Genomic DNA, 23911 nt, shown 5'->3' on the forward strand with positions numbered 1-23911 from the left:
AATTTCCTTCTGAAGATGCGGTGTTGACGAAGTTCGCCTACTGCGGAGTTGTGATCAAGCCGTGACCACGGGAGATGTCCGGTGCCTCCTTCTTTAGATGATCTTCACGCTATATCGGCGTCGCTAGCTTTTCCGGCTCAACGTCTTTCTCTCGTACGACGAAAGGCTGGGAATTCCTGATGAATCGCTATCAGCCGCCCTCGCCCTGGGCGAGACGGCGGCTCTGGCGCGACAGACGCATGCGCTATGTCGCAGGCAGTCTGGCCCTCGCCCTGTCCGTCGCCGCGCTGGACGGGGCCACCGCGGCCGCGCAGACCCCGACCGGGAAGAACTCCGCGGCATCCGGCCCCGCGCAGGCCGCCGACCAGGCGTCCGCGCTGCTCATGGCACGCCTGCAGAACCGTGACATCGAGGTGCTGTCGTCCCGCACGGAGCAGTCCACCACCTGGGCCCTGCCGTCCGGCGCCCTGCGGACGTCCGTCTACGCGGGACCGATACGCACCCACAAGGACGGTGTCTGGCAGGACATCGACACCTCGCTGCGGGACACCGGCCCCTCGGTGACGCCCAAGGCCGCGGCAGCGGACGTGCGGCTGTCCGACGGCGGCGACGACAAGCTGGCCTCCGTGACCAAGGGCAGGACGTCCTTCGGCCTCGGCTGGCAGAGCAAGCTCCCGGCGCCCCGGCTCAAGGGTTCCACCGCCTCCTACGACCTGGGCCGCGGCCAGACACTTGAGGTCACCGCTCTGGAGCAGGGCTTCTCCGAGAACGTCGTCCTGTCCCAGGCGCCGGATGCCGCGGTGTCGTACCGCATCCCGCTCCACCTGGACGGCCTGAAGCTGTCCAAGGCGGCCTCCGGCCACCTGCTGCTGAACGACGCCGCCGGACACCTCGTCGCCGAGGCGCCCGCGCCCCGGATGTGGGACTCCTCCAAGGACTCCCGCTCGGGCGAGTCGAAGAACGTGGCCCCGGTCGGCACGGCCATCGAGACGGCCGCCGACGGATCGCAGACCCTGGTCCTCACCCCGGACGCCGGCTACCTGGCCCGCAAGGACCTGAAGTACCCCGTCACCGTGGACCCGACGTCCACGCTGGCCGTCACCACCGACACCTGGGTGCAGACGCCGGACTACCCCGACTCCCAGGTCTCCTCGGCCGAGCTGAAGTCGGGCACGTACGACACGGGCGCCGACAAGGCCCGCTCCTACCTGAAGTTCGACGTGTCCGCCTTCAAGGGCAAGCACATCCTGGACACCAACCTCGCCCTGTACTCGTACTACTCCTCGACGTGCGCCACCACGGGAGCCGGTACCGAGGTGCGGCGGGTCACCGCCGACTGGAGCTCCTCCGCCATCACCTGGAGCGCCCAGCCCGCCACCACGACCACCGGCGCGGTGGTCAACAAGGCCGCCCTGGGCTACAACTCCACCTGCCCCGGCGGCACGATGAACTTCGACATCGACGCCATCGTGCAGGCCTGGGCGAGCGGCTCGGCCAACTACGGCCTGCGCATCGCGGGCGCCGACGAGACCGACCCGCTGACGTGGCGGCGGTTCCGCTCGGCCAACTACATCAGCGGTGACAACTCCGTCGAGCCGCACCTGACGGTGACGTACAACTCGTACCCCGCCGTCCCGGCCAGTGCGGCCATCTCGCCGAGCGCCGTCAACGCCTACAACGGCAAGCGCTACGTCACCTCCCTCACGCCGGTCCTGTCGGCGAAGGTGAGCGACGCCGACGGCAGCACGGTCAAGGCGCAGTTCGAGGTCACCCCGGACCCCGCCTACAACGACACGACCTACACGTACACGGCAACCACCGCGTCCGTGGCCTCGGGCGGCACGGCGCAGCTGACCATTCCCTCGGCCAACGCCTTCCCGGCCGGTGCGCACCTGCGCTACCGCGTGCGCGGCTACGACGGCACCGACTACGGCACCTGGACGGGCTACAACACCTTCGTCCTGAACACCGCCAAGCCGGTGGCGCCCACGATCTCGTGCACGCCGTACGCCAAGGACACCTGGACCGCCAAGTCGGCCAACGGTGCCCAGTGCACCCTGGACACGACCTCCACCGACGGCCAGGGCTACTACTGGGGTCTGGACGACGCGAACACGCCCAACCGCGTCGACGACACCACGGACGGCACCGGCGGTGACGCGCTGACGGTGACCGTGCAGCCGGGCGACGGCTGGCACAGCCTGTACGCCAAGACCATCGACTCCGGCGGCAACCTGTCCACGACGACGACCGAGTACCGCTTCGGTGTCGGCGCCGACGGCGCCGCGATGGTCTCACCGCGCGACGGCGACCGCCCGGCCCGCCGGGTCGCGCTCACCTCGACCGGCCGCACCAGCTACACCGGTGTGACGTACCAGTACCGCCGCGGCGAGACCGACGCGTGGCAGAACGTGCCGCTCGGCGACGTGACCGTCAACTCCACCGGCGCCGCGGTCGGTTCGTGGCCGCTGCCCGCCCCGAACGGTGCGCCCGCCGCGCTGACGTGGAACATCACCACCTCCATCGCGCAGGACGGCCCGATCGACATCCGTGCCGCGTTCACCGACGGCACCACCACCGGCTACAGCCAGCCGGTCACGGTCACCGTGGACCGCGAGGCGGGCGACGCGCCCACCCAGGAGGTGGGTCCCGGTGAGGTGAACCTGCTGACCGGTGACTTCTCCCTCTCGGAGAGCGACGCCGGCGGCTTCGGTCTGACGGCCACGCGCAGCACCTCGTCCCGCCGGGCGACGACCGACGACGGCATCGAGGGCCAGGCCGCCATCTTCGGCCCCGACTGGATCTCCGGCATCACGGCGGACGCCAGCGGGTCGGACTGGACCAGCATCCGCAAGACGTCCGCGACCTCCGTGGAACTGGTCGACACGCAGGGCCGCGGCATCGGCTTCACGGCGACCAACGCCGGCGGCTGGAAGCCGGAGCCCGGCTCGGAGTCGCTGACCCTCACCGGGTCGCTGACCGGATCGTTCACCCTGAAGGACACCTCCGGCACGACCACCTCGTTCGCCAAGGTCGACCCCGCCGCGACGGCGTGGCAGGAGACCACCTCCTACCGGCCGACCTCCAACTCCACGACCACGGTCGTCTCGGAGAAGGTCGTCTCCGGGACGCAGACCCTGGCCCGGCCCAAGTACGTGATCGCGCCGACCTCGGCGGTCACCGCCGACACCTGCGCCGCCACGCCCGCCGCCAAGGGCTGCCGGATGCTGGAGTACGTCTACGCGTCCACCACCACCGCCACGTCCTCGGCGTTCGGTGACGTCGCGGGCCAGGTGAAGGAGATCAGGCTGCGCTCCACCGCGCCCGGCGCCTCGGCGTCCACGGCCACGGCGGTGCAGACCTTCGCCTACGACACGGCCGGCCACCTGCGCCAGGCGTGGAACCCGCAGATCACCCCGTCGCTGAAGACGGCGTACGAGTACGACGGCGCCGGCCGCGTCACCAAGCTGACGCCGCCCGGTGAACTGCCGTGGACCTTCTCCTACGGCAAGGCGGGCAACGCCGCGACCGCCGGTGACGGCATGCTGCTCAAGACGTCCCGCCCCGCCCTGCGCCAGGGCAGCGCCGACGTCACCGAGGGCACCGCGGACACCAGCGTCGTCTACGACGTCCCGCTGACCGGCACCACGGCGCCGTACGCCATGGGCGCCACCGATGTGCAGGCCTGGGGCCAGACGGACGTGCCCACGGACGCCACGGCCATCTTCCCCGCGGACACCGCGCCCGCGTCCAACGACGGCCGCACCCTGTCCGCCGGCGCCTACCAGCGCGCCACCATCTCCTACATCGACGCCTCCGGACGCGGCGTCAACGGCGCGGACCCGGGCGGTCACATCGACGTCACCGAGTACAACGCGCTGGGCAACCAGGTCCGCGAGCTGACCGCGAGCGACCGCCGGATGGCGCTGGCCACCTCCGGTGACGACCTGAACCGGCTCACCCTGCTGGGCATCAGCGACGCCTCCACGGCCGAGCGCGCGCGGCAGCTGTCCACCTCGTACGTGTACAGCGGTGACGGCCGTCTGCAGCTGGAGGAGTTCGGGCCGCTGCACCTGACCACCCTCACCTCGGCCCTCAAGGCGGGCACGGGTGGCACCGACCTGCCGGCCGGCACCGAGGTCGCCGCGCGCACGCACACCGTCACCGCCTACGACGGCGGGCGTCCCACCGACGGGTCGGCCAAGGTCAGCGACCTGCCCACCCAGGTGAGCGTCGGCGCGCACGTGGACGGCTACCCGTCCGACGCCGACGTGCGGGTCAACAAGAACACCTACGACTGGGCCACCGGTCTGCAGACCTCCACCGTCGAGGACGCGGGCGGTCTGAACCTCACCCGGACCACCTCCTACGACGCCCAGGGCCGAGTCGTGAAGACGACCCTGCCGAAGTCGAACGGCGCGGACGCCGGGGCGACGGTGACGACCTACTGGTCGGCCAGCGGCACCGGGGCTTGCCAGGGCCGCCCCGAGTGGGCCGACCTGCAGTGCTCCACCGCTCCCGCCGCCGCCGTCACCGGAGACGGCTCCAACCCGGCCCAGGTGCCCACCCGGACCGTCGAGTACGACTGGTGGGGCAACCCGGCGAAGGTCACCGAGACCGCCAACGGGGCGACCCGCACCACCACCCTGACCGCCGACGGCGCGGGCCGCACGGTCTCCGCGTCGCTCACCGGCGGCATCGGGACCGCGGTGCCGGACACCACCAACACGTTCGACCCGGCGACGGGCCGCACCACCACGGTGACGTCCAACGGGAAGACCATCACCACGGCCTACGACAAGCTCGGCCGGGTCATCTCCTACAACGACGGCGCCGGCAACACCCGCACCGCCGAGTACGACGTCCTGGGCCGCCCGCTCAAGGTCAGCGACTCGTCCCCGTCGACGACGACCTACGCCTACGACACGGCGAAGGAGCCCCGCGGGCTCCCCACCTCCCTGACCGACTCCGTGGCGGGCACCTTCAACGCCGCCTACGGCCCGGACGGGCAGCTCACCACCGAGACCCTGCCCGGCGGCTACACGCTGAACCTCGGCTTCAACGAGATCGGCGAGAACACCTCCCGGATCTACACCCGTGACACCGACGGCGCGATCCTGCTGGCGGACACCGCGGACTACTCCGCGCACGGGCAGATCGTCCACCACAACGGCACCGCGGGAGACACCACCGAGCAGGACTACGTCTACGACAACGCCGGGCGGCTCACCCGCACCGACGACACCGCCGCGGACGAGACCTGCACCCGGCGTGCCTACGCGCTGGACGGCAACACCAACCGCACCGGTCTGACCACCAGCGTCAGCGCACCCGGAGACGGCTGCACCGACACCGGCGCCACCACGGTGACCAGCACCTACGACAGCGCCGACCGGATCGTCGGAACGGGCGTGGCCTACGACGCCTTCGGCCGGACCACCACCCAGGCGAGCGGCACCACCATCGAGTACTACGCGCACGACCTGGTGCGCCGGCAGACCGCCGGCACCCAGCGTCAGACGTGGGACCTCGACGCGGCCGGACGCCTGGCCTCGTGGACCACGGAGACGCAGAACGCCGACGGCACCTGGGCCCAGACCGGCCAGAAGACGAACCACTACGGCTCGGCCGACGACAGCCCGGACTGGGTGACGGAGAACTCCTCCGGTCTCATCACCCGCAACGTCCGCGGCCTGAGCGGCAAGCTGGAGGCCGTCACGGGCGCCACCGGAGGCGTCGTCCTGCAACTGACCGGCCTGCACGGCGACATCGGTCTGACGCTCCCGCTCGACGCCGGCCAGGCACCGACGGTGCTGCGCCAGGACGAGTACGGCAACGCCGTCACCGGCAGCGCCGGCGCCCGCTACGGCTGGCTCGGCAGCGAGATGCGGTCCGCCGAGACGCCGACCGGGGCCGTGCTGATGGGCGTGCGCCTGTACGACCCGACGCAGGGACGCTTCCTGTCGATGGACCCGGTCCCGGGTGGCAGCGACAACGCTTACGAATACGCCGGCGCCGACCCGGTCAACCAGGTCGACCTCGACGGCAAGTGGCACCGCTGGCGCACCAAGCACTACTTCTTCGGCAAGGTCGTCGGCCACTCCTGGAAGTACTGGGACTACTGGGGCTGGGACGCGGGCCTGCACATCGGCTCCTCCGTCCGCGTCTACTTCAACTGGTGGGCGACGAAGAAGATGGCCAACGAGGGCCCGTACGTCCTCACGGCCTACGGCTTCATCGCCGGCATCATCGCGTGCATCAACGTGTACGCGGGCGCCGTGGCCGCCATTCTCGGTCTGTACGCGGCGCTGATCGTGTGGGCGGCGTACCGGGCCAAGGAACGGGGCAAGTGCCTGAAGTTGTTCAGCACCCAGAAGTGGGTGGGCACCTACCCCGTGGGTTACGTGTCCTACGCGTACGTCCGCTGCTGACCGGCTGACACCACCGCGAAGCGGTGAGCCCGTCCGGTGGCCGCTCCCGGCCACCGGACGGGCCCCCATCCCCCTCCCCCTACACCCCTCAAGGACCCACGATGAAGCGAGGACCCGCCTTCGGTGCCGCCTCCGTCATCCTGTTCGTCTTCGGATTCGTGTTCGCCATCCTCTATGTCGCCGACCTCACGACGGGTGGCGACGGCCCCAGGGCATTCATCGAGTCCGCCTGCGCGCTGCTGGCGGGATCCTGGCTCGCCGGGCTGCTGCACACGCGTCAGGCCGCCAAGCGGCGCCGCTGATCCGAAGCGGTTTCCTTCGCCTCCACGCCGACCGGGAAAGAACATGCGCCGAATCGCCCTGCCTCTGCTCGCCTGCGCCCTGGCCCTCGTCGGATGCAGCGCCGAGAAGACCTCGCCCTCCCAGGAGGCCGGCCACCGTCCTCTGCCCGCCCCGACCGTGTCCGTGGCCCGCCGGCCGCTGCCGCCGGTGGTGCACACCGACGCCGTACTGCCCACGGTGCGCGGCGACTTCGGGAAGAAGCCGGTCATCACCGTCCCCAAGGCGGACCCGACCGGGAAGTTCGTGGTGACCCCCGCACTCACCGGTCACGGCCGTGAGGTCGCCGACCACGACATCGCGGTCGTGAACTACTCGGCCCGCGCCTGGAAGGCCGGCAAGGATCTGCCCGCCACCTTCGCCGGCGCCGGCAAGCCCGCGCACCCCGTGCTGTTCACGGTCGGCACCGGTGCGGTGCTGCCCGCCCTGGACCAGGCCGTGCGGGGGCAGAGCGTCGGCAGCCGGGTCCTGGTGGTGGCGCCGCCCCCGGCCGCCTACGGCAGCTCGGGCAACCCCGCCCTCGGGGTGTCGCCGACCGAGACGGTCGTCTTCGCGGTGGACATCGTCGACGCCGTGCCGGCCAAGGCCACCGTCCCAGGACGGCAGCACGGCGCCGGCGCGGGCCTGCCCAGCGTCCGGGCCGACGCCTCCTCCGTCTCCCTCGACGTGCCCGACGCGGCGCCCCCGAGGGACCTGGTCGTGCGCGGCCTCGTCGACGGCTCCGGGCCACGGGTCCGCGCGGGTCAGACGGTGGTGCTGAGGCGTGCCGGAGCCGTCTGGAACAGCAACCGAGGTGAGGACGACGTGGCGTTGTTCGACACCTCCTGGACGACGGGCCCCACGCCGGTGGTCGTGGGCCGGCACAACCTCGTCGAGGGCCTGGACCGGGCCCTCGTGGGCGCGACCGTGGGCAGCAGGCTGCTGGTCGTCGTACCCCCCGCGCTCGGTTACGGCTCCCAGGCGCAGCAGGGCATCCCCGCGCGCTCCAGCCTGGTCTTCGTCGTCGACGTCCTGGCCGCGAACTGACCCCGGCCGCCGGGCCGTCGCCGGACGGCCCGGCGTCGTCGTGTCAGGCCCAGGGGGAGGTCACGACCCAGCTCGTGTCGTCGGCCCAGGCCGTGGAGGTGTCCCAGGCGTGGCTGCCGCCGTGGCCGGCGATGTAGACGCCGTAGGCGTAGTGGCGTACGAAGTCGCCGGGGTAGTTGGCGGAGCGCAGCGAGACGCCCTGGCCGTTGTGGCTCGCCTGTGGGCAGAACGTGGCGTCCAGCCGGGACAGCGCGCTGCTGTCGATGCTGTCGACCCGCAGCCGGAAGTCGTAGTGGCGCAGGTACTGCCCGGGCCTGTCGGCGGACTCGAAGGAGACGCACGAGGCGTCGCCCAGTCCCGGGCGCACGATCCAGGTGGCGGCGGCCTTGTCGGCGGACGGACTGGAGGAGGAGACCGCCGCGATGGCGGCGTCGCTGCCGGCGCTGTCGTGCCGGAGGTAGTCGGCGCTGCAGCAGGGGGTGGTGGCCCGCAGCGAGATCCTGGACCCCACGGCGGGGGCGCCCGCCAGGGGGCTGGTGGCGTACCCGGCCGCGTCGATGTTGGCCTGGACGGCGTTCTCGGTCGCGTCCGACGGGTATCCGGAGGTCATGACGCCCTCGTAGAAGGTGCCGGCGGAACCGTTGCTGTTGTCGCCGCCGATGCCGAGGATGATGGCGCCCTCCTTCTTCATCGGGTTGTAGCCCGAGGCGTTGGGGCGCGGTCCGCTGTAGTAGGTGGACAGGCCGCCGGACTGGGCGTTGCCGGCCCGGATCGCCCACTGGTTCGGGCCGCCCTTGACGATCGCGGTGAGGAACCGGTGGCTGACGCTGGGGTCGCCCGCGTTGTAGCCCGGGTTGACTCCGGAGAACAGGCCGTTCTCCAGGTCGGCCATGACCCAGGGGCCGTTGCCGGTGCCGTAGCCCCACACCTTGATGTTGCCGAAGTAGACGGCCTCCATGGTGCCGTTGCCGTTGTCCCGGCTGTTGGTCTCGGCGTTGCCGTAGTCGAAGCAGCAACCGCCGTTGTGGTGGCTGCCGTCGAGGACCGCGTACATGCCTTCCGGCTGGTCCCCGGTGGCGATGCCGTTGGTGTGGTTGTTGCGGTAACCGGTGCCCGGGGCGATGAAGACGCCGTACGCCTTGTGGCCGCCCACGGTGACCGGGGCGGCGGATGCTTCGGCGAGGTTGTCGTACCCGCCTGCCGCCGGGCCCTGGAATCCTCCGGGCGGGGCCTGGGTGAGGTGGTTGCCGCGGCCGGACTGGTCGTAGACGACGGTGATGAGGCAGCTCGTCCCCGCGCAGAAGGAGTCCTGCGCGGCGGCGTCGGCGTAACCGCCGGCGCCGAGCACGCCGATGTCCCGGGTGGCGCCGTCCGAGGCGCGTCTGACCTGGTAGAGACGGCCGTTGTAGGCGGAGTACAGGGCCCGGGTGGTGCTGTGCGCGGCCACGCAGGGGGTGCTGCCCGCGGCGTACAGGTCACAGGGCAGCGAGCCGGCGGCCACGGCGCCGCTGCCGGCGGAGGCCCGGCCGCCGAGCAGGGCCGTGGCCATGGCCAGCACGAGTGCCAGCAGCACGAGGGGCCTGGCGCGGCCTGAGCCGGACGATGCCCCGGAGCGTAAAGTCATGTCCATGTCATCTCTGTGGGAGGGAGGTGGGGTGTTCGTCATTTCGAACAATGGTCGTGTTTACGGACAGTGTTTGATGATAGGAAGTGCCCGAAGACTGTCAACACTGTGGGGGAGACGATGCTGCACGGCAGGGGCACGCTTTCGGTCGCGGGCGCCTTGGCCGTGGTCTGCCTGCTGCTCGTCGGCCCCAGCGCGCCGAGCGGCACCCCCTCGTCCCGGCCGCTGCCCGCCGAGGCCGTCCGGCACGTCGTGCCGAACCGGGTCATGACGTGGAACATCTGCAATCCCTGCGGCAGGGACAACGCCGACCGGGCGGCGGAGATCGCCAGGTACGCGCCCCAGGTCATCGGCATGCAGGAGGCGTGCGTGCGGGACGTCGAGAGGATCCGGTGGTATCTGAGCACCCTTTACGGGCTGGTCTACCACGTCGAGTACGGGACGGTCCTGCGCGACTGGAGCCGTTGCGGGGGAGTGCCGTGGTCTCCGGGTGCCTTCGGGCAGGCGGTTCTCTCGGCGGCACCGATGACGGACCCCGTCCGCGTGGAATACCCCGACGGCGGTTCGGAGGACCGCGGGTATCTGGCGGTCACCACCACGGTGGGCGGCCGGTCCGTCCGGGTCTTCGACACCCACCTCGCTCAACGACGTCAGGAGACCGTCCGCGCGGGCCAGGTCGGCGTACTCGCCGCTGCCGTCGCCCGCCACGACCGCGCGGTCGTCCTCGGCGACTTCAACGCCGTGGCGGACGCGCCCGAACTCGCCCCGATGTGGGCACTGGCCGCGGACGCGGACCCCCGCTGCCGTCCCTCGACTCCCGGGAACTGCGAGCCGACCACCGACTGGCAGAGCAGGTTCGACTACGTCTTCCTGAAGGGCGTCGCCCCGCTCGCGCACCGGGTGCATCCGACCCGGTACTCCGACCACCACCTGCTGTACGCCGACCTGACCACCGCGTGAGCCGGAGTGCCTCCGGACGGACGCGCCGTGGTGGCGCCCGCCGCGGTCCTCGCGCAGGCTGGTCGCGGACGTGGAAGACCGCCGTGCGCCGGTGCGGCGGCAGGCCCGTGGAGGACTGTGTGACCTCGTCGCCCTTCGCCGACGCCCCGCCGGCTCGCTACGACGACCTGCGGGCACTGGTGATCAACTGCACGCTCAAGCGCTCGCCCGAGACGAGCAACACCCAGGGACTGATCGACCGCAGCACCGCCATCATGGAGGCGCAGGGCGTCGGCGTCGACGTCGTACGGGCGGTGGACCACGACATCGCCACCGGGGTGTGGCCCGACATGCGCGAGCACGGCTGGCAGACGGACGCCTGGCCGGAGCTGTACGAGCGGGTCATGGCGGCCGACATCCTGGTGCTGGCCGGCCCCATCTGGCTGGGCGACAACAGCTCCGTGACGAAGCAGGTGATCGAGCGGCTCTACGCCTGCTCCAGCCTGCTCAACGACGCCGGTCAGTACGCCTATTACGGCCGGGTGGGCGGCTGCCTGATCACCGGCAACGAGGACGGCGTCAAGCACTGCGCGATGAACGTGCTCTACAGCCTGCAGCACCTGGGCTACACCATCCCGCCCCAGGCGGACGCCGGATGGATCGGCGAGGCCGGCCCCGGACCCTCCTACCTCGACCCTGGTTCGGGCGGTCCGGAGAACGACTTCACCAACCGCAACACCACCTTCATGACCTGGAACCTGCTGCACCTGGCGCGGGCGCTGAAGGACCTCGGCGGCATCCCCGCCTACGGCAACCAGCGCACCGCCTGGGACGCCGGCTGCCGCCACGACTACGAGAACCCCGAGCACCGGTAGCCCTCGTCCCGGTAGTCGAACCAGTCGAAGTGGACCGTGCCGCTCGTGACGTACATGCCGATGACGCGGCCGGTGAAACCGCCGGCCACCTCGGTCGACAGATAGCGGCCGTCGAGGGCCGCGAGCACGTCGAAGGTGCCGTCCGGCAACTCCATGCCCAGCGAGACCGTGTCGGGGCCGGTGAGCGGACCGTGCGGCGACGGTTCGCCGGTGCTGACGCGGAGGACCACCGGCCCGGCGGGCACCGGCCGCGTGGCAACGACCGTACGCACCGGGCCGATACGGGCGACGACCCGCACCTGACCGGCGGACACCTCGACCGCGTAGTGGTGCCGCTCGTCGAGCCGGACGGCCAGGCCCCCGCTGCCCTGTGAGGCGTCGATCAGGGTGCGTGCCGTGCAGGACAGGTGCTGCTGGCGCCGGCCGGTGAACACGACGTCGGGCTCGTCCAGGGAGCCGCCGCGCGCCCGCAGCGTCAGCCATCCGGGGCGCTCCTTCGTGGTGTGGTGTTCGGCGGGCCGGTCCCGCAGGGAGATCCACTGCGGACGCAGCTCCCCGAGGTCGAAGTCGTCCCGCCCCTCCTCGGCCGGAGCGGGGGAGAGCGGCCAGGGGAGCGCGGGCAGGTCCAGGGACACCTCGCCGACCACCGGCCAGCCGTCCTTCCAGGTCACCGGCGCGAGGAAGGTCTCCCGGCCGAGCACGTGCCAGCCGGGGGTGCCGCCGCGTGGCCGCACCCCGAGCAGCAGCATCCACCAGGAGCCGTCGGGCGCCTGCACCAGATCGGCGTGGCCGGTGTTCTGCACCGGGTGGTCGGTGCCGCGGTGGCTGACGATCGGGTTGGCCGGGCACGGCTCGAACGGGCCGTCCGGCGTACGGCCGCGGGCGACGGACACGCCGTGGCCGCGCTCGGTGCCGCCCTCGGCGATCAGCAGGTACCAGTGGTCGCCCACGCGGTACAGGTGGGGCGCCTCCGGGGCCTTCGCGCCGGGCGTGCCCGACCAGAGCCTGTGCGGTGCGCCGTACGTCCGCCCCGTCGAGGGGTCGATACGGACCTGGGCCACTCCGGCGAACGTGCACCAGCAGGTGCCGTCCTCGTCCCAGGCCAGATCGGGGTCGATGCCCTCCACCCCCGGCACCGGTACCGGCTCCGACCACGGTCCCGCGGGGTCGGTGGCGGTGACGATCAGATTGCCGCCGCCCTCGCTCACGTTGGTGACGATCAGCCAGAAACGGCCGTCGTGGTGGCGCAGGGTGGGCGCGTAGATCCCGCCGGAGGACGGTGTGGAGGCCGGCAGCCGCAACTGGGTGGGCCGGTCGAGGGCGTTGCCGAGCTGCGTCCAGTGCACCAGGTCACGGCTGTGGAAGACGGGGACGCCGGGGAAGTACTCGAAACTGGAGCAGGCGAGGTAGTAGTCCTCGCCGACCCGGCAGACGCTCGGGTCGGGATGGAAGCCGGGGATCACCGGGTTGGCCGGTCGGGCGGCCTGGGGTTCGGCGGGCACTCAAGTCCTCCGTTCGTCGGCAGCGGCACACCTCTGCCGACGAACACTGCCACGTGTCGCTCGCGGCCGGGCCTGCCGTGTCCAAGTCTCAGTGTGCCGCGCCCAGTTCGATGCACAGCACGCCGATCACGATCAGGCCGATGCCCGCGCTCATGACCTTGGTGAGGGGTTCGCCGAACAGGGCGCGGGAGGCCACGGCGATCAGAGCGACTCCGCTGGCGGCCCAGACGCCGTAGGCGACGCCGAGCGGCAGACCGCTGTCCAGGGCGAGGGTGAGGAGCGCGAACGCGGCCAGATACCCGGCGAGTACGGCGGCGAACCACTTCCTGTCGTGCGACGCCATCCGCAGGGACAGCGTCCCGCTGACCTCGGCGAGCACGGCGCCGATCAGGAACACCCAGCTCATGACACCGCCCGCTCGTCCTGGCCGGCACGGCCGTGCGCCGCCTGGGCTCCGAGTTCGACGCACAGCACACCGGCGATCAGCAGGACGATGCCGACGCCCATGACCGCGGTCAGCGGGTCGCCGAAGACGAGGGTCGCCAGTACGGCGGTCAGCGCCACGCCGCTGGCCGCCCAGACGCCGTAGGCGACGCCGAGCGCCAGGCCCGCGCGCAGCACGAAGGACAGCGCGGTGAAGGAGCCGGTGTAGCCGGCGGCGACGACGACGTAGAGCGCCGGGTGGTCGAGGGCCCCGCGCAGACACAGGGTGGCGGTGACCTCCAGCAGGATCGCCGCGCCGAGCAGCAGCCATTTCCGCATCAGGATCTCTCCTCCGCCATCAGGTCGTCGGCGACCGCCCGGAGCTGCTCGCGGTCACGACCGGGGACCGGCAGGACCCCGGTGGCGGCCGCGATCCAGTAGCCGTCGGCGAGCAGCCGGGCCGCCGTGAGCCGGGCGCGCACCGTCTCCGGCAGGGTCCCCGGCAGGTCGAGCCACGGCTCCATACGGCGGACCCAGGTGTCGGTGAGCGCGGTGCGGTAGTGGACGTCGGCGTAGATCGCGAAGTCGGCGCTGTCGAACGGCACGTCCAGGGAGACCTCGACGTAGGCGCGGATCCGCTGGTGCGGTGAGGCGGTCTCCAGGGGCCGGCCCAGCCGGTCGAGCAGGAGCTTCTCCCACCGGTCCGCGACATGGCCGACGACGGCGAGCATCAGCGCTTCCTTGGTCGGAAAGTGGTACATCAGCCCGGGCTTGGTCAGTCCGACCTGCTTGGCCGCGGCGTCCAGGGTGATCGCTCCACCGCCCTCGACCCGCAGCAGCTCCAGTGCGCCCTCCAGGATCCGACGCTTCGCGCTTCGTGCCATGCGCCTACTTTACCAACCGGAAGGTAAAGTAGCGCGCCTCCTGATGCTACTTGCCGTCCTCCGTGCCGAGGGAGAGGAAGTCGACCATGCCGTAGGCCTCGTGCACATAGACGTTGGTCAGCCGCGGGCTGCGGTAGTTGAGGGCCTTGTCGGCGACGATCGGCAGGTAGTACGCCCCGTCCGTGACCTTGTGGTTGATCCGGCGGTAGAGCTCGGTCGCCCGGGCGGGGTCGGTGGCGGTGCGGGCCTGGTCGAGGAGGGTGTTGATCTCGGGCTCGTCGACCTGGGCGTAGTTGGTGTTGCCGCTGGGCGTGATCAGGCGCCCGTCGGTCAGGGGCGGCAGGAAACCGGAGCCCTCGGGGTAGTCAGCGCCCCAGCCGAGCATCATCAGGCCGTAGCCCTTGTTCTTCACCTCGCCGGGCGAGCCGACGACCGAGAAGTACTGGGTGACGTCGATCCGCTCGGTCTCGACGGTGATGCCCACGGCCTTGAGGGACTGCCGCAGCACCTCCGCCGTCTGGAGGTCCTTCGCCCTGGTGTCGCGCACGACGAGCTTGGTGGTGAAGCCCGCGGGCCGGCCGCAGGCCCGCAGCTCCTCCCTGGCCTTGTCGGGCCGGGGCTTGCCGCCGGTCAGGCTGAACGGGTCGTAGCCGTCGGCGCCCGGGATCGTCGGGGGCAGCAGGTTGCCGTGCAGGGAGCCGGCCGTGGGACCGCCGCGCGCGTTCTGCAGCGCGGTGGGGTCGACGGCGTAGAACACGGCCTTGCGGCAGTGCGGGTTGTCCAGCGGCGCCGTCTTCGACACCAGCGCCACGCTGCGGACGTACCCCGTGTACGCCGCGTCGGCATGGGACTTCAGCTGCGGGTCCCGCAACACCGTGGTCTCGGCGGACTGCGGCAGGCCGGCCTGCTGGACGTCGAGGTCGGCGGCGCCGCCGAGCAGCCGTGTGGCCACCGTGTCGGCATCGGTGACGGTCAGCTCGATCCGGTCGGGCAGTGCCGTGCGCAGCGGGTCGGTCGCCCGGTCCCAGTGCTCGTTGCGCACCAGGACGAGGGACTGCCCCGGGGTGTAGGACTGGAACCGGTACGGGCCGGAGGAGACGGGCTTCATGCCGTAGTCGGCGCCGGTGTCCCGCTTCCGCGGTATGGGGGCGGTGGCGCCCATGGCCAGCAGGTGCGGGAAGCGCGAGTCCGCCTTGGCCAGCCGGAAGACGAGTGTCCGGTCGTCCGGCGTCTCGACGGCCCTCAGCCCGGACCGCGCTCCGGAGGCGTCCTTGTACGGTCCCTGGTAGTTCTGCCCCTGGTCCAGGCTCTCGACGAGGTAGGTGGGGCCGCCGCTTACGACGTCCTGGGCGAAGACGCGCTCGATGGCGTACTTCACGTCCTTCGCGGTGATCGGGGTGCCGTCCTCGAACTTCAGGACCGGCCTCAGCCTCACCGTGTACGTCCTGCCGTCCGCCGAGACCTGCGGCTGGGCCGCGGCCAGGTCCGGGACGAGGGTGCGGCCCTGCTGGCCGGGCCTGACGTCGTACGTGAGCAGGGTGCGGGTGTAGAGCCGCTGCAGGTTCCAGACCCACCCGTAGTAGGAACGGCCCGGGTCCCAGGAGTCCGCGTCCGTGCTGCTGAGCAGGCGCAGCGTGCCGCCCTTGCGGTCGGAGGCGTTGACCACGTGGCCGACGGCCGCGTCGAACCCCTCGGCGGTGCCGGGGCTGTTGCGCGGGGTGGCGTTCGAGCCGGTCTCCGCGGTGCCGTGCTTGTCCTTGCCCTGCTGGAGGAGCAGGGCGGTGATGCCGCCACCGGTGACGAGGACTGCCGCCAGGACGATGGCCAGGAGACGGCGGCGCCGGGGCGGGCGCGGCGGTGACGCCGGCGATGTGGCGGGCACTCCGGCGGAGAGGAGGAACGGCTCGCCGGCGGGGGGAACGGGGGTGCGGGTTGCGGGTGTTGGTGGATCGACGGGCGGTGGGGCGGGCAGCGACGTGGGGGGTTTGGCCAGGGAGACGCGGGGGTCGGGGGTGGGTGGGCTGGTGGTGCCGGGGGTGGGGGACGGAGCGGCTTCGGGGGCCGGCGTGCTTCCCGCGCTGGGCGTGCCTGTGGGGCTCGGCGTGCTCGCCTCGCTGGGCCTGGCCTCGGCACCTGGTGTGGCCCCGGCGCCCGGCGTGGCTTCGGCGCTCGGCGTGACTCCTGCGCCGGGCGTGCCCCCGGCCCTCGCCTCCTGCCGGCCGTCCGGCTCCGCGGTCGCGGGCCGCGCGGGCCGCGAACCTCCCGCCGGGCGGGGCCGGGGGGCGCCCGTCGTCCGTTCCGTGAGGGCCAGGGCCACGGCTTCCGGCAGCCAGTCCGTCTCCTTCGGCAGCCGGCCCTCGTACGACTGCCCGTCCTCCTCCGCGAGCAACTGCGCGAACTCGGCCAGGAGTTCCGGCACCGTCGGCCGCAGGTCCGGGTCCTTCTCCAGGCACCGGCCGACGAACTCCGTGCCCGCCGGCAGGCCGCGCAGGTCCGGCTGTTCGTAGACGGCGCGGAAGTTCACCGAGTGCGGAGAGCCCGTCCCGAACGGAGCCGTCCCGGTGCCCGCGTAGGCCAGGACCGCGCCCAGGGAGAACACGTCGCCGGCGGTGCCGACCGTCCGGCCCGTCACCTGCTCGGGCGACATGAAGCCCGGGCTGCCGATCACCATGCCCGTCTGTGTCAGGACGCTGGCCTCGGAGGCGATCGAGATGCCGAAGTCGATCACCCGCGGTCCGTCCCCGGCGAGCAGCACGTTGGACGGCTTCAGGTCCCGGTGGACGAGCCCGGTGCCGTGGATCGCCTCCAGGGCCTCGACCAGCCCCGCTCCGAGGACGAGCAGGGAGCGCCGCGGCCACGCCCCGTGCACACGGACCGCCTCGTCCAGCGGGATGCCCGGAACGTAGGCGGTGGCGAGCCAGGCGGGCGAACCCTCGGGGTCGGCGTCGACGACGGCCGCGGTGAAGAAGCCCGTCACACGCCGGGCCGCGTCCACCTCGCGGGCGAACCGGCGCCGGAACGCGGCGTCCTCCGCCAGCTCGGCGCGCACCACCTTCACCGCGACCATCCGGCCGCTGGTGGAGCGGCCCAGGTACACGCGGCCCATCCCGCCCGCGCCCAGGCGCGCGAGGATGCGGTAGCGCCCCAGCTGGCGCGGGTCCGACGCCCCCAACTCTTCCAAAGCCGCCCCCCAGTGCCACCCCCGCCCCCGGGGGATCTTCCGGCGACGATTACATCAGACGGGGACGGTTCACGGGGGGTGCGCGGCGGTCCCGCCCCCGGTGGCTCTCATGTCCGACTTACGTCAACACCTTTGCGGATCAAGTGCGTTCGGGACATAGCCGAAGGAACGGAACGGCAGCATCCGTAACCCCCCTGCCGCCATGGATCTTTCACAGGGTCAGGGGCCCAAGCGTCGAACACACTGCTGGTTTGCCGATAAACTCCGGCGAGACCGGAAACGGCCACCGGGCGTCGCGGAAGTGACGCAGGACGACGAGACCTCGTACCCGAAAGGACACTGTGCCCGCCGCCCTCCCTGCCTTAGCCGGCAGGCCCGTTCACCTCGGCCGTACCCGGGCCGTGGCAGCCGCCGGCGTCGCGGTCGGCCCACCCGCCGTGCGCGTTCACCCCTTCAGCGCCACCAGTCGGATCCTCACCGGATCGTCCTCCCCGACGGCACCCGTGGTCGCGGGTCCGCGGGGATCCGGGCGTGTGGTCTGCCCTGCCCGCATCCAGGACGACGGCGTCACGGCAGCCGGTGGCACCACCTCGCCCGGCCGCGACGCCCCGTGCCGGCCGGTGCGCGAGCCGGACACCTTGGAGAGGACTCGATGACCGACCTGTTACTGGCCGCCGGCACCACGGTCGCGCTGGCGGCCGCCGGAACCACCTGGCACTTCCACCGCTGCTACCGGCGCGAACGCGGCCGCGGCGAACAGCTGCGGGGCCATGTGGAGCAACTCACCCAGCAGTTGGGTGCCGTGGAATACGCCCTGGCCCAACTCACCTCCGAGATACCCGGGTTGGCCGCCGGTGAACGACCCGGTGGCGACCCCGCCGTGCCCCACCAGCTCGCGTACACGCCGCTCGCCGGCCGGCTCCGCGACCTGAGCGCCCAGGTGACCGCCACGGTGACACAGGTGCGGGACGCGGCGCAGACCTCGGCCGACGAGCGGGTCGACGGCATCCGGTCCGCCGCCGACCAGGAGATCGACAAGGCACGCCGTGAGGCGCGGGAGGCCACGCGTGCCGCCGTGCGCAGCTTCGCCTCCAACGTGGTGGCGAAGGCGTCCCGGCTCAGCCGGGAGATCAGCCAGGGCGTCCGCTCCCACCAGGACGACGAGGCGTACGCGACCCTCGTGCACATCGACCACATCGCGCAGCAGATGCTGCTCACCGCGCAGGGGTACGCCGTACTGGCCGGCGACAGGCTCTCCCGGCGCTGGCCGCGGACCTCCCTGACCGATGTGATCCGCGCGGCGATGGGCCGGATCGAGGGCTACCAGCGCATCGAGCACCACGAGTGGGACACCGTGGCGGTGGAGAGCCGGGCGGTCGAGGCCGTCGTCCACACCCTGGCGCTGCTGCTCGACAACGCCCTGCGGTACTCCCCACCGACCGCGCGCGTCCACGTCTCCGTCGAGGAGGGCCACCACGCCTGCTTCCTGATCGTGGACGACGCCGGGCTGCGGATGGACGACGAGCGGCTGCTGTGGGCCAGCGACATCATGTCCGGCAAGCACCGCGACGACATCACCCGGCTCGGCGCCCACCCGCAGACCGGTCTGCGGGTCGCCTCACTGCTCGCCGAGAACTACGGCTTCCGGGTGGAACTGACCGCGCCGAACATCTACCAGGGCACCCGGGCCGTCCTGGTGCTGCCGAAGAACCTCCTGGCGCCCGTGACCCCCACCGCGCCCCGGCCCGCGGCGGCCGCCACCACGCAGCCCCGGCCGGTCGCGGCCGGGCACACCGCGGCGACCGACCTCACCGCGGCACCCGAGGCCGTCGCACCGGAGCCCGCCACCGAGCCCGAGTACGAGCCCACGGCTGCCGCCCCGGCCCCGCGCGAAGCCGTCGCCCCGGCCCCCGCGCAGACCACCGCCAGCGGCCTGACGGTCCGTCAACGACCCGCCCGGGCGGCACGCAGCGCGTCCCCGCCGCCGTCCGAGGAGCCGGTCGTCCCGGGCCGGCCGAGCGTCGCCGCCGCCTGGGCGGCGGGCACCCGCCGGGGACGCCAGATGCCGCAAGACAACGGAACCGTCGAAGGACACTGATCATGCGCGACACGCACAGCAACAGCCTGGGGTGGCTGCTCGACCAGGAACTCGGCTCGGTCGAGGGGGTCGAGTACGCGGTGCTGATGAGCGGCGACGGCCTGCTCCAGGCCCGCACCCGGACCATCGGCCAGGAGGACGCGGAGAAGCTCGCCGCGGTGACCGCGTCGCTGCGGGCGGCCGGCAAGGCGTGGGACGAGCATGTCGGCGGCAAGGGGATGTGCCAGCTGCTGATCGAGTCGCAGGGCCGCATCGGGCTGACGACCGCCGCCGCGAAGAACACCATGCTCTCGGTCGTCACCACCGGCCCCGAGGCGGACGTCGGGCTGATCACCCACCACATGGTGCGGCTGGCGACCCGGGTCGGCCACGAGATGGAGGTCGCGGAGCGCCGTCCCACCGCGGAAGGCGGCACCGCGACGTGACCGGTCCGCGGCACGACCCGGACATGATCAGACCCTACGTCCGCACCGGCGGACGCAACCGGCCCAGCCGGGACGTCCGCCTGGAGACGGTGCTCGTCGCCGCGTCCGGCCCCACCGACACGCTGGGGCCGGACGCCCGCAGGGTGATGCGTCTGTTCGCCGGCGGGCGCGGCGGCCTGGCCGTGGCCGACATCGCCGCCGCACTCGAACTGCCGCCGTCCACCGTCCGGATCCTCGTCTCCACGCTCATGGACAGCGGCCATCTGGCCGTCCCGGCCCCCGCCGAGGAGGACCGGCCCGGACTCGACCTGCTACAGGAGGTGCTGCGTGGACTCCGCGAACTCGTCTGACCAGCCCGCCCTCTCCTACCTCGCGCCCGGCGTCACCCGGTCGGCCAAGATCGTCGTGGCCGGGGCGTTCGGCGTCGGCAAGACCACCTTCGTCGGCAGCGTCTCCGAGGTGACACCGCTGCGCATGGAGGAGCCGATCACCGAGGCGAGCATCGGCGTGGACGATCTGCGCGGCAAGCCGCACAAGACCGCGACGACGGTCGCCATGGACTTCGGCCGCATCCACCTTCTCGGCGACCGCCTGGTGCTGTACCTCTTCGGCACCCCCGGCCAGACCCGCTTCCGCCCGCTGTGGGAGGGGCTGACCGAGGGCGCGCTGGGCGCGGTGGTCCTGGCGGACACCCGCGACCTGGACGGCTGCCACGAGGTACTGAGCCTGCTGGAGGAGCAGCAGACGCCGTACGCCGTCGCCATCAACGTCTTCCCGGACGCGCCCCGCTACCCCCTGCACGAGATCCGTCAGGCGCTCGCGCTGGACCCCGACACGCCCCTGACCGAATGCGACGCGCGGGACCGCCGGTCCTGCGTGTTCTCGCTCATCACCCTCGTCGAGCACCTGACCACCCGGCAGGTCTCAGCCCCCCTTGTGGAGCCCCGTTCATGACGACCCCCGCCCCCGGCACCACGAGCCCCACGACCCGGATCGCCCTCTACGACGCCGAGTTCGCCGGCGATCCGCACGCCGCCTACGAGCGCATGCGCCGCGACTTCGGCCCGCTGGTCCCCGTCGACCTCGCCCCCGGTGTCCCCGCGACCCTGGTCATCGGCTTCCACCAGGCCCGGCGCATCCTCAACGACCCGCTGCACTTCCCCGCCGACCCGCGGATCTGGCAGGAGTCGATCCCCGAGACCTGCCCGGTGAGGCCGATGATGGAGTGGCGCCCCAACGCGCTGCGCTCCTCCGGTGCCGAGCACACCCGCTACCGGGCGGCCAACACCGCGAGCCTGCAGGCGGTCGACCAGCACGGGCTGCGGGCCCTGGTGGAGAACGTCGCCACCGCGGCCATCGCCGACTTCCGCGCCCTCGGCCATGCCGACCTGCTCGTGCAGTACTCGTGGCCCATCGCCTTCCGTGTGCTGAGCGCCCTGCTGGGCTGCCCGGACGAGATCGGCCGGCGCATCGCCGACGGCATGGCCAAGATCTTCGAGGCGGAGGCCGAGACGGCCGCCCGGGGCAACGAGATCCTCGGCCGGGCGGTGGCCGACCTCGTCGCCCTGCGCCGGCAGCAGCCCGGCGACGACGTCACCTCACGGCTCATCGCGCACTCGGCCCGCCTGGACGACGTCGAGATGGCCCACCAGCTCGTCACGCTGTACGGCGCTGGCATCGAACCGCTGACCAACCTGATCAGCAACACCGTGCTCAGGATCCTCACCGACGAGCAGTTCTCCGCCGGCCTGCACGCCGGCCAGCCCGTCCGCGACGCCCTCGACACCGTCCTGTACACGGACCCGCCGATGGCCAACTACTGCATCAGCTACCCGCCCTACCCGATCGACGTCGAGGGTGTGCTGCTGCCCGCCCACCAGCCCGTGGTGATCTCCATGGCCGCCTGCAACAACGACCCGGCCGTCACCGCCGGACTCAGCGCGGCCCAGCTCGCGGGCAACCGCGCCCACCTGTCCTGGAGCATCGGCCCGCACACCTGCCCGGCCCGCACACACGCCTATCTCATCGCCGAGACCGCCATCACCTGCCTCCTGGACGCGCTGCCGGAGATCCACCTGGCCTGCCCGCGCTCCGAACTGGTGTGGCGCCCCGGCCCGTTCCACCGAGCCCTGGAAGCCCTGCCCGTCCGCTTCCCCGCCGTCGTCTGAGCCGGACCCCAACCCCGCCGGCCGTCCGAAGGAGACCAGCATGTCCCAGCACCCCCCGCTCGTCCTCGACCCCACCGGCGCCACCGCGCACGAGGAGCACCGGACCCTGCGCGAGCGCGGCCCGGCCGCACGCGTCGACGTCCTCGGCGTCCCGGCCTGGGCCGTGACCGACCCCGCGCTGCTCAAGCAGCTGCTGACCAGCCCGTCGGTGTCCAAGGACGCCCGCGCGCACTGGCCCGAGTTCGAGCAGCGGGTCGCCACCTGGCCGCTGGCCCTGTGGGTCGCGGTGAAGAACATGTTCACCGCCTACGGCGCCGACCATCGCAGGCTGCGGCGCATGGTGGCCCCCGCGTTCAGCGCCCGGCGCATCGCCGAACTGCGCCCGGCCGTCGAGGCCATGGTCACCGAGCTGGTCGACGCCCTCGCCGCCCGGCCCGCCGGGCAGGTCGTGGACCTGCGCGAGCACCTGGCCTACCCGCTGCCCATCTCCGTGATCGGCCACCTGATGGGCGTGCCCGAGGACCAGCGGGCCGGCTTCCGCAAGCTCGTGGACGGCGTCTTCGACACCACCCTCACCCAGGAGGAGTCGCAGGCCAACACCCTCGCCCTGTACGGCGTCCTCGACGAGCTGATCGCCACCAAGACCGCCACCCCCGGGGACGACATGACGTCCCTGCTCATCGCCGCCCGGGACGAGGAGAGCGGCGGCAGCGGCATGACCGCCGAGGAACTGCGCGACACGCTCCTGCTGATGATCAGTGCCGGGTACGAGACCACCGTCAACGTCATCGACCAGGCCGCCGTGGCCCTGCTGACCCACCCCGAGCAGCTGGACCTCGTCCGCACCGGCAAGGCAGGCTGGGACGACGTCGTGGAGGAGACCCTGCGGCACTCGCCCGCCGTCAAGCACCTTCCGCTGCGCTACGCCGTCAACGACGTCGAGCTGCCCGGCGGCGGGACCATCGCCAAGGGCGAGGCCATCCTCGCCTCGTACGGCGCCGCCAACCGCCACCCCGACTGGCACGGCGCCGACGCCGACACCTTCGACGTCACCCGCACCCTCAAGGAGCACCTGGCATTCGGCCACGGGGTGCACTTCTGCCTCGGCGCCCCCCTGGCCCGCCTGGAGGTCGCCGAGGCGCTGCGGCAGCTCTTCGGCCGCTTCCCGGACCTGGCACTCGCGGTCCCGGCCGACGACCTGCGCCCGGTGCCGTCCCTCATCAGCAACGGCCACCAGGAAGTGCCCGTGCGTCTGACCCCCGCGTAACGGGAGACGCCGCGGAAGGGCCCTGCCCGGTGCCGAACGGTTCAACGGCCGCCGCTCGCCGAGAGGTTGTAGGACCGAGGTCCTGTGCGAGCCGTTGAACCGCTCGGCGAAACGGTGTTGAATTTCCGCCACCTCGCGGATCTTTCGGCACCTCGTCAAGGAGCCCCGTCTGTGACGACAACGGTCTCGCCCGGCACCCCCGCACGTCCCACGGCGCACACGAGCGACGAGGACCTGGCGCGGCTCCACCGCGAGCACGGCCGCGCCCTGTTCCGCTTCCTGACGGGGCTGACCCACGGCGACGCCCAGCGCGCCGAGGACCTGGTGCAGGAGACCATGATCCGGGCCTGGAGACACCCGGAGGCCCTGACGAGCGAGCACGAGTCGATGCGGCCGTGGCTGTTCACCGTGGCCCGCCGGCTCGCGATCGACGCGCGCAGAGCACGGCTGGCGCGGGTCGAGGAATGCCCGCACGGCCTGGACGGCGACCGGCTGGAGGCGGACGACCCGATCGAGCCGTCGATAGAGGTGCTCGACGTCCGCGCCGCGCTGAAGGCGCTCAGCTCCCGGCACCACGCCGTGGTGCAGCAGGTGTACTTCTGCGGGCGGTCGGTGAGCGAGGCCGCCGAGGCGCTCGGTGTACCGCCGGGCACGGTCAAGTCCCGCAGCCACTACGCCCTGCGCGCTCTGCGCAGGGCGTTGCGGGACTACGACACGCTGGGCTGACCC

General features: G+C 72.1%; 18 protein-coding genes. 12 read left to right on the plus strand and 6 right to left on the minus strand.

Features of this window, described 5'->3' with window-relative positions:
• The first annotated feature begins 239 nt into the window (after positions 1–239).
• The 3 genes from C3489_RS27165 to C3489_RS27170 all read left to right on the plus strand — a co-directional run bounded on the left by C3489_RS27165 (position 240) and on the right by C3489_RS27170 (position 7796).
• Positions 240–6431, plus strand: a complete 6192-nt coding sequence (locus tag C3489_RS27165) for a DNRLRE domain-containing protein (protein ID WP_258054962.1) — start codon at positions 240–242, stop codon at positions 6429–6431.
• A gap of 101 nt (positions 6432–6532) precedes the next feature.
• Positions 6533–6733, plus strand: a complete 201-nt coding sequence (locus C3489_RS38825; protein ID WP_181139863.1) for a hypothetical protein — start codon at positions 6533–6535, stop codon at positions 6731–6733.
• Positions 6734–6776: 43 nt separating this feature from the next.
• On the plus strand, positions 6777–7796 hold the full coding sequence (locus C3489_RS27170) for an FKBP-type peptidyl-prolyl cis-trans isomerase (RefSeq protein ID WP_181139864.1): 1020 nt from the start codon (positions 6777–6779) through the stop codon (positions 7794–7796).
• A 43-nt stretch (positions 7797–7839) separates the two neighbouring features.
• Here C3489_RS27170 and C3489_RS27175 read toward each other — a convergent pair whose 3' ends face one another.
• Positions 7840–9345: an alpha-L-arabinofuranosidase B gene (locus tag C3489_RS27175; protein ID WP_258054963.1), complete on the minus strand. Its 1506-nt coding sequence runs from the start codon at positions 9343–9345 to the stop codon at positions 7840–7842.
• Between the two features lie 195 nt (positions 9346–9540).
• On the opposite strand from C3489_RS27175, the gene C3489_RS27180 reads away from it, so the two are divergent.
• Positions 9541–10380, plus strand: coding sequence for an endonuclease/exonuclease/phosphatase family protein (locus tag C3489_RS27180; RefSeq protein ID WP_103784714.1), 840 nt, complete (start codon positions 9541–9543; stop codon positions 10378–10380).
• A 119-nt stretch (positions 10381–10499) separates the two neighbouring features.
• Positions 10500–11234 carry a flavodoxin family protein gene (locus tag C3489_RS27185; RefSeq protein ID WP_103784730.1) on the plus strand — a complete coding sequence of 245 codons (735 nt, stop codon included), beginning with the start codon at positions 10500–10502 and terminating at the stop codon, positions 11232–11234.
• On the opposite strand, the gene C3489_RS27190 is transcribed toward C3489_RS27185, so the two are convergent.
• The 5 genes from C3489_RS27190 to C3489_RS39905 all read right to left on the minus strand — a co-directional run bounded on the left by C3489_RS27190 (position 11210) and on the right by C3489_RS39905 (position 17224).
• Positions 11210–12736 carry a glycoside hydrolase family 43 protein gene (locus C3489_RS27190; RefSeq protein WP_103784715.1) on the minus strand — a complete coding sequence of 509 codons (1527 nt, stop codon included), beginning with the start codon at positions 12734–12736 and terminating at the stop codon, positions 11210–11212. The genes C3489_RS27185 and C3489_RS27190 overlap by 25 nt on opposite strands.
• A gap of 88 nt (positions 12737–12824) precedes the next feature.
• Positions 12825–13142: a multidrug efflux SMR transporter gene (locus C3489_RS27195; RefSeq protein WP_103784716.1), complete on the minus strand. Its 318-nt coding sequence runs from the start codon at positions 13140–13142 to the stop codon at positions 12825–12827.
• Positions 13139–13498: a multidrug efflux SMR transporter gene (locus C3489_RS27200; RefSeq protein WP_103784717.1), complete on the minus strand. Its 360-nt coding sequence runs from the start codon at positions 13496–13498 to the stop codon at positions 13139–13141. Before C3489_RS27200 ends, C3489_RS27195 begins: the two co-directional genes overlap by 4 nt.
• Positions 13498–14043 carry a TetR/AcrR family transcriptional regulator gene (locus C3489_RS27205; protein ID WP_103784718.1) on the minus strand — a complete coding sequence of 182 codons (546 nt, stop codon included), beginning with the start codon at positions 14041–14043 and terminating at the stop codon, positions 13498–13500. Before C3489_RS27205 ends, C3489_RS27200 begins: the two co-directional genes overlap by 1 nt.
• A 46-nt stretch (positions 14044–14089) precedes the next feature.
• Positions 14090–17224, minus strand: coding sequence for an ABC transporter substrate-binding protein (locus C3489_RS39905; RefSeq protein ID WP_181139865.1), 3135 nt, complete (start codon positions 17222–17224; stop codon positions 14090–14092).
• A 652-nt stretch (positions 17225–17876) separates the two neighbouring features.
• Between C3489_RS39905 and C3489_RS27225 the strand changes: the two genes are divergently transcribed.
• From C3489_RS27225 to C3489_RS27255, 7 genes are all read left to right on the plus strand, one after another.
• Positions 17877–19322, plus strand: a complete 1446-nt coding sequence (locus tag C3489_RS27225) for an ATP-binding protein (protein ID WP_103784719.1) — start codon at positions 17877–17879, stop codon at positions 19320–19322.
• 2 nt (positions 19323–19324) lie between these two features.
• On the plus strand, positions 19325–19747 hold the full coding sequence (locus tag C3489_RS27230) for a roadblock/LC7 domain-containing protein (protein ID WP_103784720.1): 423 nt from the start codon (positions 19325–19327) through the stop codon (positions 19745–19747).
• Positions 19748–19770: 23 nt separating this feature from the next.
• A complete protein-coding gene (locus C3489_RS27235) occupies positions 19771–20097 on the plus strand; it encodes a DUF742 domain-containing protein (RefSeq protein ID WP_181139866.1) in 327 nt (108 codons plus the stop codon).
• Positions 20075–20701 (plus strand): ATP/GTP-binding protein, encoded by a 627-nt coding sequence (locus tag C3489_RS27240; RefSeq protein WP_103784722.1) that lies wholly within the window; start codon positions 20075–20077, stop codon positions 20699–20701. The genes C3489_RS27235 and C3489_RS27240 overlap by 23 nt, the downstream gene beginning before the upstream one ends.
• Positions 20698–21915: a cytochrome P450 gene (locus tag C3489_RS27245; RefSeq protein ID WP_103784723.1), complete on the plus strand. Its 1218-nt coding sequence runs from the start codon at positions 20698–20700 to the stop codon at positions 21913–21915. The genes C3489_RS27240 and C3489_RS27245 overlap by 4 nt, the downstream gene beginning before the upstream one ends.
• Positions 21916–21955: 40 nt before the next feature.
• Positions 21956–23182 (plus strand): cytochrome P450, encoded by a 1227-nt coding sequence (locus C3489_RS27250; protein WP_103784724.1) that lies wholly within the window; start codon positions 21956–21958, stop codon positions 23180–23182.
• Positions 23183–23353: 171 nt separating this feature from the next.
• Complete coding sequence (locus C3489_RS27255) at positions 23354–23908, plus strand: sigma-70 family RNA polymerase sigma factor (protein ID WP_103784725.1); 555 nt, start codon at positions 23354–23356, stop codon at positions 23906–23908.
• Positions 23909–23911: the final 3 nt, after the last annotated feature.

The organism is Streptomyces sp. Ru71 (genome assembly GCF_002920535.1).
In the GTDB taxonomy this organism is placed as follows: Bacteria; Actinomycetota; Actinomycetes; order Streptomycetales; family Streptomycetaceae; genus Streptomyces.

What these genes read in the sequence shown, in the direction of transcription:
- C3489_RS27245 (WP_103784723.1), top strand. Translation starts at nt 20,698, where the DNA reads ATGACGACCCCCGCCCCCGGCACCACGAGCCCCACGACCCGGATCGCC.
- C3489_RS27175 (WP_258054963.1), bottom strand. Translation starts at nt 9,345, where the DNA reads ATGGCCACGGCCCTGCTCGGCGGCCGGGCCTCCGCCGGCAGCGGCGCC.
- C3489_RS27230 (WP_103784720.1), top strand. Translation starts at nt 19,325, where the DNA reads ATGCGCGACACGCACAGCAACAGCCTGGGGTGGCTGCTCGACCAGGAA.
- C3489_RS27235 (WP_181139866.1), top strand. Translation starts at nt 19,771, where the DNA reads ATGATCAGACCCTACGTCCGCACCGGCGGACGCAACCGGCCCAGCCGG.
- C3489_RS27200 (WP_103784717.1), bottom strand. Translation starts at nt 13,498, where the DNA reads ATGCGGAAATGGCTGCTGCTCGGCGCGGCGATCCTGCTGGAGGTCACC.
- C3489_RS27180 (WP_103784714.1), top strand. Translation starts at nt 9,541, where the DNA reads ATGCTGCACGGCAGGGGCACGCTTTCGGTCGCGGGCGCCTTGGCCGTG.
- C3489_RS27250 (WP_103784724.1), top strand. Translation starts at nt 21,956, where the DNA reads ATGTCCCAGCACCCCCCGCTCGTCCTCGACCCCACCGGCGCCACCGCG.
- C3489_RS27205 (WP_103784718.1), bottom strand. Translation starts at nt 14,043, where the DNA reads ATGGCACGAAGCGCGAAGCGTCGGATCCTGGAGGGCGCACTGGAGCTG.
- C3489_RS27225 (WP_103784719.1), top strand. Translation starts at nt 17,877, where the DNA reads ATGACCGACCTGTTACTGGCCGCCGGCACCACGGTCGCGCTGGCGGCC.
- C3489_RS38825 (WP_181139863.1), top strand. Translation starts at nt 6,533, where the DNA reads ATGAAGCGAGGACCCGCCTTCGGTGCCGCCTCCGTCATCCTGTTCGTC.
- C3489_RS27195 (WP_103784716.1), bottom strand. Translation starts at nt 13,142, where the DNA reads ATGAGCTGGGTGTTCCTGATCGGCGCCGTGCTCGCCGAGGTCAGCGGG.
- C3489_RS27165 (WP_258054962.1), top strand. Translation starts at nt 240, where the DNA reads ATGCGCTATGTCGCAGGCAGTCTGGCCCTCGCCCTGTCCGTCGCCGCG.
- C3489_RS27170 (WP_181139864.1), top strand. Translation starts at nt 6,777, where the DNA reads ATGCGCCGAATCGCCCTGCCTCTGCTCGCCTGCGCCCTGGCCCTCGTC.